This window comes from Moorena sp. SIO1G6 (genome assembly GCF_010672795.1).
Lineage (GTDB): Bacteria > Cyanobacteriota > Cyanobacteriia > Cyanobacteriales > Coleofasciculaceae > Moorena > Moorena producens.
In genome coordinates, this window is sequence record NZ_JAAHFZ010000001.1 from 645,411 (window position 1) to 657,486 (window position 12,076).

General features: G+C 39.3%; 11 protein-coding genes. 7 read left to right on the forward strand and 4 right to left on the reverse strand.

The window, feature by feature from the left end; all coding sequences use genetic code 11:
• Positions 1-8: 8 nt before the first annotated feature.
• Entirely contained in the window at positions 9-881 is an 873-nt protein-coding gene (locus F6K63_RS02830) for a sulfotransferase family protein (protein WP_287310674.1), read from the forward strand.
• Between the two features lie 38 nt (positions 882-919).
• Positions 920-1,972 carry a sulfotransferase gene (locus tag F6K63_RS02835; RefSeq protein ID WP_287310675.1) on the forward strand — a complete coding sequence of 351 codons (1,053 nt, stop codon included), beginning with the start codon at positions 920-922 and terminating at the stop codon, positions 1,970-1,972.
• On the opposite strand, the gene F6K63_RS02840 is transcribed toward F6K63_RS02835, so the two are convergent.
• Positions 1,879-2,814 (reverse strand): GT-B fold glycosyltransferase domain-containing protein, encoded by a 936-nt coding sequence (locus tag F6K63_RS02840; protein WP_287310676.1) that lies wholly within the window; start codon positions 2,812-2,814, stop codon positions 1,879-1,881. The two genes, F6K63_RS02835 and F6K63_RS02840, sit on opposite strands and share 94 nt — an antisense overlap.
• Before the next feature lie 332 nt (positions 2,815-3,146).
• On the opposite strand from F6K63_RS02840, the gene F6K63_RS02845 reads away from it, so the two are divergent.
• From F6K63_RS02845 to F6K63_RS02860, 4 genes are all read left to right on the forward strand, one after another.
• Positions 3,147-3,743 carry an NADPH-dependent FMN reductase gene (locus tag F6K63_RS02845; protein ID WP_287310677.1) on the forward strand — a complete coding sequence of 199 codons (597 nt, stop codon included), beginning with the start codon at positions 3,147-3,149 and terminating at the stop codon, positions 3,741-3,743.
• 177 nt (positions 3,744-3,920) lie between these two features.
• Entirely contained in the window at positions 3,921-5,810 is a 1,890-nt protein-coding gene (locus F6K63_RS02850; protein WP_287310679.1) for an ABC transporter ATP-binding protein, read from the forward strand.
• A gap of 25 nt (positions 5,811-5,835) precedes the next feature.
• A complete protein-coding gene (locus F6K63_RS02855) occupies positions 5,836-6,783 on the forward strand; it encodes a glycosyltransferase (RefSeq protein WP_071104904.1) in 948 nt (315 codons plus the stop codon).
• Between the two features lies 1 nt (position 6,784).
• On the forward strand, positions 6,785-7,603 hold the full coding sequence (locus F6K63_RS02860) for a glycosyltransferase family 15 protein (protein WP_287310681.1): 819 nt from the start codon (positions 6,785-6,787) through the stop codon (positions 7,601-7,603).
• Between the two features lie 263 nt (positions 7,604-7,866).
• On the opposite strand, the gene F6K63_RS02865 is transcribed toward F6K63_RS02860, so the two are convergent.
• Positions 7,867-8,235, reverse strand: a complete 369-nt coding sequence (locus F6K63_RS02865) for a hypothetical protein (protein WP_287310683.1) — start codon at positions 8,233-8,235, stop codon at positions 7,867-7,869.
• A 20-nt stretch (positions 8,236-8,255) separates the two neighbouring features.
• Positions 8,256-8,654, reverse strand: a complete 399-nt coding sequence (locus F6K63_RS02870) for a hypothetical protein (RefSeq protein ID WP_287310685.1) — start codon at positions 8,652-8,654, stop codon at positions 8,256-8,258.
• Positions 8,655-9,138: 484 nt separating this feature from the next.
• On the opposite strand from F6K63_RS02870, the gene F6K63_RS02875 reads away from it, so the two are divergent.
• Positions 9,139-10,224, forward strand: a complete 1,086-nt coding sequence (locus tag F6K63_RS02875) for an LLM class flavin-dependent oxidoreductase (RefSeq protein ID WP_287310687.1) — start codon at positions 9,139-9,141, stop codon at positions 10,222-10,224.
• Between the two features lie 224 nt (positions 10,225-10,448).
• On the opposite strand, the gene F6K63_RS02880 is transcribed toward F6K63_RS02875, so the two are convergent.
• Complete coding sequence (locus tag F6K63_RS02880) at positions 10,449-11,756, reverse strand: MFS transporter (protein ID WP_287310689.1); 1,308 nt, start codon at positions 11,754-11,756, stop codon at positions 10,449-10,451.
• Positions 11,757-12,076: the final 320 nt, after the last annotated feature.

Genomic DNA, 12,076 nt, shown 5'->3' on the forward strand with positions numbered 1-12,076 from the left:
AATAAAAAATGGAACCAAAATTTATTCTAGTTGTTGGTCTCCAAAAATCAGGAACATTCCTCTTAAGACAACTCCTAGCTGAATCTGGATTAGTAGAACATCCATTTGAAGAAGGAGAAGGACAGGATTTTTGGGGCAATGTACCACCCTTTACTCCCCGTGGTTTTCCCGCAGGAACGATTTATCAAAGGAGTGGAGGTGAAATGGGTCATGAAATTGGGGAGAATGATGCTACCGAAGAAATCAAAAATTGTTTACTAGAGCGCTTAGCAAATCTAGAAATAAAATCAGCTCTGATTGTCAACAAAAATCCTTATAATACAGTTCGGATTCCCTGGCTCAGAAAACTTTTTCCCGATAGTTTTATTGTTGGTATCGTGCGTAAACCTGTTCCCAATATCTTTTCTTTACTGAAAAGGTTTACACGTCGTCAGGGATATAGATATGAGCCAGAAGAAGGTTGGTGGGGGGTAAAACCTAAAAACTGGCAACAGCTAATTGATAACAACAAAATTATTCAATGCGCTCATCAATGGAAAGCTATTAATGGTAAACTGTTACAAGATCAAAACTTGCTTAATTTAATAGTCAGTTATGATCAGGTTTGTTCATCCCCCCTAGGAACTGTAGAAAAAATTCTCAGTTTAATTGAGGGGAAAGAAGTTAAACTATCAGTAGACTACCCGGTAATCCAATGTTTTGATGATGAATACCAAAGGGGAGCGCGGCTTTTATCAAAAAAACGATCTCCTGATGGTTCTGCTGTCTTGGATAGTTCCTGGCTACAGCAAGAAAAGATTGAGATCCAAGCTTTGCAGGAGACGGATATTGCTCTAATAGAAGAAATTTGCGCTCCTGTATCTGAGCATTTTTTCGGATAAACTAATTAATTTTTTGTGCCCAGGAACGCTATAAAATTATGATTTCGCAAAATATTTTAATTGCTATTGGTTATTTTAAAACTGGCTCCTCTTGGCTTGACCGTCACCTTTTTAAAAATCCGTCCTCAGGCTTCATTTGGTGGAGTGACCCCTCGCTGCGACATCAAATCGTTGGCCCCCATCCGTTGGCATTTGATCTAGCAAAATGTAGTGAGCAAATTCAAAGCTCTATTCCTTCAAGCTTAAATGATCAAATTCCCGTTATTGCCCTGGAACGCTTATCTGGACACCCCCATTCAGGTGGTTACGACAGCAAAGAAATCGCGGATAGACTGATTGCCTTGTTTCCCAAGGCTCGCATTCTGATTGTGATTAGGGAACAAAAGCAGATGATTCTTTCAACTTACAATCAATATGTACGTGCCAGTGGTCCATGTTCTCTACGCAATTACATCGGACAACCGACACTTCGAGGTTATAAAATACCGCTGTTTAGCCTCGACCACTTTGCCTATAATTTCCTGATAGATTACTATCAAAAACTGTTCGGTCGCTCGAATGTACTAGTCTTACCTTACGAGCAATTTAAAACCGATCCCAAACGCTTTGTTGCGCAAATTCTAGAGTTCAACGGAATTAAAGATTGTGCGGCTATTGTTGAAACCTTGCCTTATCATGACCGTGTGAACAGTTCACTGTCATGGATGGCAACTCTCTTGATGGGTACTTTAAATCCGTTGATTATGAAACCTTCACAACTCAATCCCAGTCCATTACTGCCTTTAAAGGTTTGTAATCGTCGATTTGTGAGTTATTTGCAAGAACTGGAGAGTAAATTACCCCTAGCTATTCTTAAACCCTGTAACTCAGCTATCAAACGTAAGCTCATGGCAACAATCACTGAAGTTGTTGGTGATTACTATCAAGAAAGTAATGCTATAACCTCCGAGTTAATCGGGATTGATCTGAGTCAATACAACTACGATTTGCCAGTGGATTACAGTTTTGTTGCTGGCAATGGCACAGAATCTAAGGGCAACCTTGCTAATAACCAAGTTTTGAGTTCTGCTTCCAGTTCAAAATTGGACTGAAATAAAGGATTAGTCGGTAAATTTTCAGCCTTGAACATGCCATGATAATGAATGTGAATGAGGGGATGAGAACTATTAAATTGTAATAATGGTTGTCGTTTATTAATATTTATAATCGGATAGTTATAGACAGGTTCCAAAATCTGAACCCGGTCCGTAATTCCCCAGATAGCTGTTGATAAAGTAGTTTGATCTTTTGGCCAAACAGAACCCTGCTTTGGCTCTAGTCCCTGGCGGTAAACAGTGATCAGATCGTCCCGCCATTTGCTAAATATGCCTTTACTCGCTCTTACTGCTACTAAGCCAGCGTTATAACAAGCTTTAATCAAAACCCCTTGCACAAACGTCTCGATCAAGGGGATACTCTCGTAATCGACACCGCAATACTTACACAAAAGATGCCAGTAATTATCATAGGGATCGTCTGGCGAACCAGAAGTACAGATTGATTTCCAACTCACTGGCCGGACAGCAACATCATAACTATCTAGTAACTCTAATGCAGTTGGTTCGCGAAAAAATAACGTATCACTGTCGATAAATACTAAAAAATCGTGTTTTTGCTGATTCTCAATATAAGCATTAGCCAAGATTTTGTTGGCGTAGGGGTCGTGGGTGAATTCATCATTTAGTACCAAGTCAATATGCTCAACACTAAGTTTTTCTAAGGATTTTTTCGTCTCTGGAGAAATCTCATGACCTACCCTAGGAGAGAAAGCGTAGATCGGACATTGACTAAAGCGACCTCCGTAACAGCGAATACTTTCATATAGTAGTAGAGACTGACTTTCTAGATGGCCTGATTCTATACAGGTAATAAACGCTAAATTGGGGGTCATCATCTATTGTTTATGGTTAACTATTTGATTTTTAGCACTTTTTAAGATACTATCAAATTTTAAGAGGAATAAATTGCTTAAATCAAACAGGATTTTTACATGATCCTCCATCTAACTGCCGATCAACAAGTCATTAGGGAGCTCGCCAGCCAGAAATTTGCCTATGGCGTTAGTGGCTATGACCGCACTGCTAGTGCCTCGGTCAATAAACCTGGTTGATTGTGATAAAATCATAACATTTAGCTGTCGTTATCACAATCAACTCGGTTTATGATAATACTGGAGTAATCCTAAAATTATAGGTTATTAACCCTCAACATTCAACCGCTATCTCTATGGAACAATCAAGGCAAATAAACCTTAAAATTCCTATTCTTTTAGGAAGCTGTAGGACGGGAAGACAAAGCTTGAAGGTAGCTCAGTTCATTTTCAATGAATTATCTCAAAACTATCCGATTAAAACTGAAATAATTGACCTGGCTGAGTATAAGCTACCTATGCTAGAGGAGCGATTAAAGGAAATGGAAATTTTACCCCCTGATTTATCACGATTCTGCTCTAAACTAAGCCAAGCGGATGGTATTTTGATTGTTGCTCCAGAATACAAAAATGGATACCCAGGAGTATTAAAGAATGCCCTTGATTATCTTGAACCCCAGGCTCTAAGGTATAAACCGATTGGTATTTGTACCTTATCTTCTGGGGGATTTGGAGGACTTAATTGTCTGGCACAATTGCGATTAGTTTGCCTGGCTTTAGGCGGTTTGCCCATTCCAGATAAATTACCTATTTCCCATGTTCAAGAAATGTTTGATATCGATGGTAATTTATCCGATTTAGGGTTTAAAACCAAGCTTAAATCCTTTATTAATGAACTGATATGGTACACTGAAGCCATATTCAGGTCCCTTGGGGAAAATTCGGAATCATGAATAGTGTATACTGATTTGTATGGGCTGTCTACCTAGGGAGAAGCTGATTTTAGCTCCTGTCTCGTTCTTAAATCTAATACCTGACACCTAAACTTCATTTCCATTAGCATGTCCATTCTTTACATTGCTAGTTTTTATATACTTACATAAGCTTAGTTTACAGTTTAGTTTACAGTAATGGAAGAAAAACTGCTTAACACGGAAAATCCAGAGGAAAACACTCAAATTCCAGAGGAAAACATCAGTATTCCTACAAGCACCAAACAATTCTTTTGGTATGTTTTGTGGCAAGCCGATAATAAAATCCGGTGGCAATTTATTGCCTTGGCCGTTATAACGGTAATTGGGGCTTCATTAGTAATGCTGAAGTCTTACCAATTAAAAGTAATCCTAGATGGCTTTATAGCAGCTCAGGCAAAAGGTAATATTTCTTACCGAGACTTTTTAAGTCCTGTCCTTATTTATATCAGTTGTCTAGTCTTTGCGAAACTGATGATTCTGCTTCGAGACTGGATTAATATATTCTCTATATCGACTTGTCATCGAGTTATTTTACGATCGTTCTTGAAGTATACTCTAGGACATTCCAGTCATTTTTTTCAAAATAACTTATCTGGAGCAGTTTCGAGCAAGTTGTTTACTCTCGTGACTAGTTTCAATCGAATTGCTAATGTTTGCTTTAATAACTTCGCCAGTGTAGCAATCAAGTTTGTATATGTCTTTATTTTTTTTGTTTTAGTCCACCCAATTATCGGTTTATTTTTTGTAATATGGTTCTTAATATTTATCGGGTTAGTTGCTCCTAATTTAGCAAAAGGACTTTACAATAAAGCAAAAAATCACTCAGCGTCTAATGCTAATATCTCTGGATTGGTAACTGATGTCTTAGGTAACCATGATGTTGTGCGATCTTTTGCCCATGAGCAAGAAGAAATTGCTTTATTTTCTAGTCATCAGGATGAGACTATTGATAAAAAAATTGATCTTAAACTAAATACAATCAAAGCGTTTGCTGTTAAAGATTTTACCATCTTAATCAGTGAAGTTATGGTTCTATTACTTCTCGTTTATGGATTTAAACACCAATGGGTTTCCGCCGGAGATTTTGTCCTGATTGTTACCATTCTAACCAACTTTCTCAATCAAGCCAATCAACTTGTCAAACAACTGGCAGATCTAATTGAACAATTTGGTAATTGTACAGATGCTATTGAAACATTATCTCAACCCCATGAGATTACTGATCTCGAAGAAGCCGAAGTCCTAGAAGTGAAAGCAGGGGCTATCGAATTTGCAGACGTTAGCTTTCATTATCCCTCCAGTTACAGGGTATTTGAAAACTTATCCGTGAAAATTGAACCTGGACAAAAAGTAGGGCTTGTTGGATTTTCAGGGGCAGGAAAAACCACCTTTACCAGGCTGATTTTACGTCAGTTTGACATTCAACAGGGTCAAATCCTCATTGACAATCAACCCATTAATAAAATCACTCAAGAGAGTCTACGCAGTCAAATTGCCCTGATTCCCCAAGACCCTTCTTTATTCCAGCGTACCCTGATCGAGAATATTCGCTATGGCCGTTTGGATGCCACAGATGAGGAGGTAATGGAAGCTGCTCAGAAAGCCTGTTGTCATGAATTTATTACAGAAATGTCAAAAGGTTATCAAACCCTGGTAGGAGAACGAGGAATAAAACTTTCAGGGGGGCAGCGGCAACGTATTGCGATCGCTAGAGCCATGCTCAGAAATAGTCCTATCCTAATCCTAGATGAAGCCACGTCTTCCCTGGATTCTATCACTGAACAAGCTATCCAGGATGCCCTAAAAAAGGTAATCGAAGGACGAACTGCCATTGTCATTGCCCACCGCCTCTCCACCCTCAGCTTTATGGACCGCATTCTGGTATTTCAGGAAGGAAAGATTATCGAAGATGGTTCAATCAATGAACTGCTATCAAAGAACGGACATTTTGCCTACCTATACAGAACCCAATCCAGCGGATTATTGCCTCAGGAAAAAGAGGAATTTAAATCTAACAAATTAGAGCCAGCAGATGTAAAATTGTAATAGAGTAAAAGAGATTTTATAAAAAATGCGTATCTACATATCGAGTAATCACCAATATCCAGCCAAGATTAATGGCACTGCATCCCAACACACTACAGATTTGCTCGCTAAAGGCTTGGCAGAACTGGGGCATGATGTGTTCTACGATCTCAGAAATAATGAAATTATAGAACCTTTACCAGACAGCGTTAATCAGGTTACGGAGCGAATGTTTGACGTTGATATTTTACAACCTCAAGATATTCCCCCATCTCGTGCATTCGATTCCCATGGTAAGCCTTGGGTCAGAACCTTCCAAGCTCCTTTTGGAAACCATGATATTTCAGGGCTCTCAAAAGAGAATTTGATTTTTGTTTCGCGCTCCCATGCCCAAAGCTATGGTTGCGATCGCTATGTCTACAATAGTATAGATCCTGCTGAATTCATTTATTCTGAAACCAAAGATGATTATTTCATCTTTTTGGTCTGCGGTTTAGAAAGAGCTGTCTTGAAAGGATTTGGTCTCGCCTTACTCTTAGTCCAAGAACTGGGCATCAAGCTAGTGGTCGCAGGTTCGAGTAAAAACCAATTTTATCAACGGCAATTTGCTGCCATGTGCCAGGAGCAAGGAGTTGAGTTTGTTGGTGAAATACGGGGACCACAGAAAGCGCAATTAATCGCTTCCGCCAAAGCACTTCTGGCACCAACACTAATTAACGAACCGTTTGGCTTAGTTGTGCCTGAAGCGTTAATCTCAGGAACTCCAGTAATTTGTAGTCATCATGGAGCTTTTAAGGAAATAGTTTCCTCTGATGTTGGTTTTATTTGTCACAGGCAAAAAGACTATATTGCTGCAGTGGAAAGGCTGGATGAAATTTCTCCTCAAGCCTGTCGGGAAAAGGCAATGAGAGACTTTCATTATCGAACAATGGCTGCTAATTACCTTAAAGAATACGAAAAAGAAATATCAATCACGGCAAGTAATAATGGGTAACATGGATAAAAAATCGATTGCTGTCGTTGCTTTGACTAAGGGCTATGAAAAAAAAGAAAACTATCAAGACTTGATTGCCAGAAATACATCAATCAACAAGTATATTAGTAATCAATTTGATAACATTTTATTTCATGAGGGCAATATATCAGTTGCTCACCAGGAATATATTCAAAGCTTTACCCCAGAAATGGAAATAAAGTTCATCAATATTAAAACTGAATATCCCAGAACAGCCTTCAATAATTGTAAAAATAAAATTAACAATGATTTATGTCCTCCAACGAGTAGATCTAGTCAGTTTACACTAGGATATAAGCATATGTGTCATTTTTGGTTTATAGATTTTTTAGACTACACCAATGACTACCAATATCTGATCAGAATAGATGAAGATTGTTTTATTCATAAATTTGATAACGATATAGTCGAGGTGATGGAGAAAAAAAATCAAGTATTTATCTCCCCCTACTTTAGAAAATTCGATGTACCGGATGTGACTCTTGGTATGACAAAACTCTTACAAGAATTTGTAAATGAGAATAATATTGAACTAAAAAATAAGCTGGAAGAAGATCACAATAGTGTCAAGTGTCCTTACACTAATTGCATGCTCATCAATTGTCAATACTTTAGAAATAATGACATTTTCAGAAAATTTCAAACTAAAGTTGATGAGTCAAGCTGTATTTATAGCAATAGATGGGGGGATTTGCCCTTGTGGGGACTTGTTTTGTGGTACTTTGAAGATAACTATCGCTACCAAGAGGTGAGGACTATAGGTTATCGCCATGGTAGCCATAGTATGACGATAAACTAATTGTAAGCATTCAGCAGTCAGCAGTCAGCAGTCAGCTTTATGGCACAGGCCACAAGCCCTGTGACTTCACTCAGATTAAACCAATGCTTACCGATTTTATTCAAAAGCTGTTCAGTGTAGCTTGCCCTATGCTCATAAGCACATCAAGTAGCGTGCCCGTAGCCCATAAGCACATCAAGTAGCGTGCCCGTAGCGCTTAAGCTGATAGCTGATAGCTGATAGCTGAATACTTACAACTAATGATACTGAAAAAATTTGGCTATTTATTCAAGAAAAAAGAATTCCCTAGAAAAGTAACCATTACCTTCACTCGGTAAAAAATAAATTGCGATAATCAACAAACCTTTATTTTCATTAACAGCTAGTAATGATTTAACCTGGTTGATTTCATAAGTTATATGAAATCCCTTAGCCACACCACCATCTGGACTAGCTGCTAAAGGAATAATTTCAACTTCCCCCCAATCTCCAGGAGCATGACTCGTCTGGGATCCAAAGGCACGAAATTTAGGAACACCATCCTGACTAGAGATTTCAAATGAGGCTATTCCTTTTGTTTCCTTATAGGTGTTAACCCAACGTCCCAGAAACTTACTAATATCTACTTTTGTTTTAGTCATTGTTTGTGCCATAATACTTAGATTTAAGAAAATTATTTGTGGAAAAATTCCCGTGAAAAATCGTTAAATTTGCCGTTACTATCCTTGTAACTGTTATAAACTTGGAGTACTAAAACTCCTCTTTTACAGTTAGCAGCGATTGAAGTTTCCACAAAACCTCGACTATATTGGGTAATAAATCCTCCAACCACAGGAGACGATTGATCTGAAGTAAAGGCTTGTAATTTTGCTTTTCCCCAATCATCAAGCTCAGGGCTACCTGCACTAAAAATATGAATAGTCAGTTGTCCCTCGTCAAATTCGATAATTGCTTTGGTGATATTCTTAGTCTGGGAGTTAGTATTCTTCCAGGTTCCCAATAGTTCACTAGCATCTAGATTGATTTCTTGTTCAACAGGAGCGGGTTTAGTTTCGCTTGATGAAGGATTCATTGTCTGTACTATTTTAAGTCAAGGAATAATTTACCATGTATTAAGTAAGTTTTCAATGTGGCGGGGTGACAAGAGTAGCTAGAAAGCAAACATAATCAAGGTCACAGCTTTGAGACCTCGCTGCTTAAATAGCAATTAATTAATTAACTAATTTATTGAATTGGGAGTACAAATTAGGCCAGTTGTAACAATCTATAGGAATTCTCATAGTTATCAAGTACTTTCGTCCTGGGTTTTAGGGAGCAGGGAATAGGGAATAGGGAATAAGGAAAAAATTTTGTGTACCTCATTAAACTAAAAACCGCTATAAATAATATACAATCAATCATATAATTATAAAGTTTACTAATTATTGTAGCTTCCAGGGCTAACTACGGAACAGTTACTCCCCTGCCTCGTAAAGGAACTGCAACTAAAGTCGCCGAGACATTTGTCCGACCGTAGCTAAAGCTAAATACTTTCCAAACTAGCGATTTTTTTGAAGATGAACTCATTGAGATTTCACTGGCGATTAGCCGCACAAGCAAATAGGTTAGGAGTTGTATCACAAGATGCTAAACTCCAGCCAAGTAATTCACCTGAGCAACAAGTGAATTTACCAGATATCGAGAATAATCTTTTCTTCTGCCGCCGTGCCGAAGAAATTGGTATTGATTCCCTGTTGACTGCCTTCGGCTATTACAGACCAGATCCAATTATACTTTCCACTGCTTTAGCAATGGCAACAGAAACGATAAAATTCATGGTTGCCTATCGACCCGGAGCAATTTCACCTACCTTGTTTGTCCAACAAATTAATACCCTTTCTGCGTTAAGCAATGGCAGAGTGAGTTTAAATGTAATTATGGGTCATTCCCAAAAAGAGCAAGGCTACTATGGCGATTTTCTCGAACACGATCAACGTTATCAGCGAGCCGAAGAATTTTTAGAGATTTGTCAAGGGTTGTGGCAACAAAATGGCGGGTTTACTTTTAAAGGTACCTACTACCATATTGAAGAAGGGCAAGTCGGTACACCTTTTGTGGCACCAGAGAGGAATTCCCCAGAAATTTACATCGGTGGCGGTTCGCCTGGGGCACAGGAACTTGCTGTAAAGCAAGGTAATTGTTGGTTACTTCTTTTCGATACCCCAGATAAACTGCGACCACGTGTTAAAACCATAATTGACCAAGGAATAGAGGTTGGTCTACGTGGTTCTATAATTGCTAGACCTACTCGTGAAGAAGCCATAGAAGCTGCTTATTCTTTGATTAAGACTGGCAATAAACAATGGATTGATCAAGTATTTGTTAAGAACTCTGATTTCCAATCAATAAAATTTGCTTATCAAGAAGAAGCTGATGGTAATTGGCTTACCCCTTGGTTATGGAAGGGTGCTGTACCTGCCCATGGACCGTCTTCTATGGCCCTTGTCGGAAGCCCGATTGATATTGCTGAAGCAATCATGGAATATAAAAAGATGGGCTGCTCTCAGTTCATTTTCTCTGGTTGGCCTGAACTGGAAACAATGACCTACTTTGGTAAGGAAATTTTACCCCTGGTTAGGGAGATGGAAAAAATATCGGTGTGAATGGGGAGATGGGGAGATGGGGAGATGGGGCAGATTTTTATTAAGGGTAATTATCCTGAGATGATATTACCTCTTCTTTCTTCTGGCTGATAGTTTTGTAAGGTGCGTTAGGGGCGGTCGCCCTAATTTTCCGCCTCTTCGTGCTTGGTTTTGACAACCAGCCCGATTGTAACGGGCAAGATGCCCGTTCCACCCACCGGGTGAAACAGCATGCAGTCAAAATTTTAAAACTTAGAAGTAGCAAAAGGTTCATCAGGAATAGCATCGGGCAATTCCTCTTCCAGCAATCTGAGGCGAGGATACTGATAAGCCGCAATGGTTCCAACAACTACTACTAAACCGATAAGAATGTCTAGAAGACCAACTCCACGACCTTGGCCAACTCCAATTATTTTTCCTATATTTCCTGCTAAAATACTATCAGGAGCCATCAGAGGTTCAAAAATCAGATCATCTAGAGGGCCAGCGATCGCATAACCAAGGGTTAAACCCAAACTAGCAATGGGAGCTTTCAAACCAAAAACCCTTCCCTGTACCTCTGGAGGTACTTTCTTTTGAAACATGACTTGCACTAAACCGCTAATAACCGGATATGTAGCTAACAAACAAAAGTCAGAAACCGTGAATAGAGACAGGGAAGGGCGTAAACCTGCCAAAAATATGAAAAGACCTGCTAGGAGGGTAAAGCCAAATATAGTTTTGATGTAATGCTCCTGAGCTTTCCAGATACTCATCATCAGGCTACCTAATACTATTCCAGAACTGCCAATGGATAAAACAATCCCAAGACCAGTAGGGGAGGTGAGAGATAAAACTAGGGGAGTAGTAAGGACATTAAATATTCCTGTACATAAGTTATTGCTAGCAAAAAAAATTAATAATGCTAGCAATCCAGGTTTGGTAGTTAGAAAATTCCAGCCATAGATAACCTCCTTCCAAAAAGATTTGTCCCCTGTCTGTTCATCTAGATTATTTAATTCCTGAAATGTAACTACCATCAAGGGAACAATGGCAAAAAATAAAGTAGCAAAGTCAATGACAATGATGCCTGGGATGTGAACAAGGGGCAGCAATATACCTGCCAAAACTGGTGCAATCAGTTTAGATACACCCCGCCCCAAACTGGTTAAGCCACTGGCACGAGGTAGGTTTTCTTTTGGTACTAGCAGAGTAGTGGCAGCAGCATAAGCATTAGCCTGAAAGGTGCTGAAGCAAGAACTAAGAGCTTCGATGATGTACAAGTGCCAAATTTCTAGGTTTCCTGTGATGAATAACCAAGCTATGCTTAAGGTGCAAAGACCAGCACAAAAATCAGCGATAATCATCGTCCAGCGACGGCTCCAGCGGTCTACAAATCCCCCTGCGATTGGGGAAATGAGTAGACTAGGCAAGCTACCACACAAAACCAGTAAGCCGAACTGGGTAACTGAGCCGGTTTCTTGAAACAACCAGACATTGAAGGCAAACTGAGTTAAGCGAGAACCTACTAGGGAGAGAAATTGTCCAATCCAGATGATCAGAAAAATTCTCATCTAGTTATACACCATTGTCATCTTTTGTGTAACAAAACGTAAGCATTCAGCCGTCAGCCGTCAGTCGTCAGCTTATTTGGCGTTGCTGATTCTGGGTATGGTTTAGCCCCCCTAGGGCGTGTTTTCAAACTCGGAGATCCCCCTAAATCCCCCTTAAAAAAGGGGGACTTTGAGTATGGCTCCCCCCTTTTTTAAGCTATGCTTTATAAACATCTTTCTTAACATAAAACTTGACAAAAAGAGTCAAGTGTGCATAGAGAGGCGATCGCCCTAAATTGACAAAAAGAGTTAAGTGTGTATAAGAGTGCGATCGCTAATCT

Coding starts and splice junctions, on each gene's coding strand:
- F6K63_RS02830 (WP_287310674.1), top strand. CDS start 9: ATGGAACCAAAATTTATTCTAGTTGTTGGTCTCCAAAAATCAGGAACA.
- F6K63_RS02835 (WP_287310675.1), top strand. CDS start 920: ATGATTTCGCAAAATATTTTAATTGCTATTGGTTATTTTAAAACTGGC.
- F6K63_RS02840 (WP_287310676.1), bottom strand. CDS start 2,814: ATGATGACCCCCAATTTAGCGTTTATTACCTGTATAGAATCAGGCCAT.
- F6K63_RS02845 (WP_287310677.1), top strand. CDS start 3,147: ATGGAACAATCAAGGCAAATAAACCTTAAAATTCCTATTCTTTTAGGA.
- F6K63_RS02850 (WP_287310679.1), top strand. CDS start 3,921: ATGGAAGAAAAACTGCTTAACACGGAAAATCCAGAGGAAAACACTCAA.
- F6K63_RS02855 (WP_071104904.1), top strand. CDS start 5,836: ATGCGTATCTACATATCGAGTAATCACCAATATCCAGCCAAGATTAAT.
- F6K63_RS02860 (WP_287310681.1), top strand. CDS start 6,785: ATGGATAAAAAATCGATTGCTGTCGTTGCTTTGACTAAGGGCTATGAA.
- F6K63_RS02865 (WP_287310683.1), bottom strand. CDS start 8,235: ATGGCACAAACAATGACTAAAACAAAAGTAGATATTAGTAAGTTTCTG.
- F6K63_RS02870 (WP_287310685.1), bottom strand. CDS start 8,654: ATGAATCCTTCATCAAGCGAAACTAAACCCGCTCCTGTTGAACAAGAA.
- F6K63_RS02875 (WP_287310687.1), top strand. CDS start 9,139: ATGAACTCATTGAGATTTCACTGGCGATTAGCCGCACAAGCAAATAGG.
- F6K63_RS02880 (WP_287310689.1), bottom strand. CDS start 11,756: ATGAGAATTTTTCTGATCATCTGGATTGGACAATTTCTCTCCCTAGTA.